Origin of the sequence: Terrisporobacter mayombei (genome assembly GCF_020748465.1) — a bacterium.
GTDB classification, from domain to species: domain Bacteria; phylum Bacillota; class Clostridia; order Peptostreptococcales; family Peptostreptococcaceae; genus Terrisporobacter; species Terrisporobacter mayombei.
In genome coordinates this window covers 1-895 of record NZ_JAHZMP010000029.1, presented here as the reverse complement: position 1 = coordinate 895, position 895 = coordinate 1, and the positions used below count along the sequence as shown (strand labels likewise).

2 protein-coding genes are annotated in these 895 nt (G+C 50.6%); both read left to right on the top strand.

Annotated features, from left to right (window positions below):
* A partial coding sequence (locus K0039_RS24645; protein WP_228106761.1) for a MobA/MobL family protein occupies nt 1-458 on the top strand: 458 nt, incomplete at its 5' end.
* 2 nt (nt 459-460) lie between these two features.
* The coding region (locus K0039_RS24640; protein WP_228106760.1) for a hypothetical protein at nt 461-895 on the top strand (435 nt) is incomplete at its 3' end.

Sequence of the window (895 nt, the reverse complement as noted above, 5' to 3'; positions counted from 1 at the left end):
AGGATTCAAGAAGCCTGACCCCCACTCAGCAAAAAGAGCAGTTGCGGGAATTGCGAAAACGCTGGGAGGTGAAGCACAACGAACATATGAGAAAGCATGGCTTTGAAAGGGGCTTCATTGACTGCCGGACGCTGAAAGAACAGGGCATTGAACGACGTCCTGAAGTGCATCTGGGTTTTGAAACTGCCGGACGGCTTGATGATGCCCAGCGTCATGACATCATGCAAAAACGGTCTGAACCGGACTATTCCCGCCATCTTGAACAGGCGCGAACGGTCGGGCATGACATCAGGGAATGGCTGGACACTCCGGTTAAGCAACATGAACTGGTCAGAAGGCTGCAACATGATGTTGCGCAGGAGTATGGCTTTGACATGAGAGACGGAGTGAGCAGACAGGAGCGAACTGAACCTGAACGGGTTAAATCACCGTCACGTGGATTTTCTATGGGATTCTGAACATGGCCAGCACAGAAGAAAAATTACTCACGCTCCTGTTATCGGTGGAGCAACTGCAACATACCGCAATGGAGCAACAGAAAGCTGTTGCTGATTCTCTGGCTGTGGCAAGGGAAACACTTCGCGGATATCGGGATATTTCTGACGGTGTGGCAAAACAGGTCAGGGATGAAGTCAGAAATGAGGTGCAGAAGCTGGACGTGGCAGGACTGATAGGTGAGCGCATCAGCCAGGATTTTCAGCGGCTGGAAGAGTCAGTCGCAAACATGAAGGCAAACGCGGATGCCCTGAACAGGGATATTGCGACAATTCACAGCAATATCGTGCAGGAATACAACACCCTTAAAGGTTATAGCTGGAAATGGCTGGGTGGGGTGTCAGTGGCTTTTCTGGTTATGTTCTGTGTGCTCGGATGGGGAATGAAAACAATACTCGAC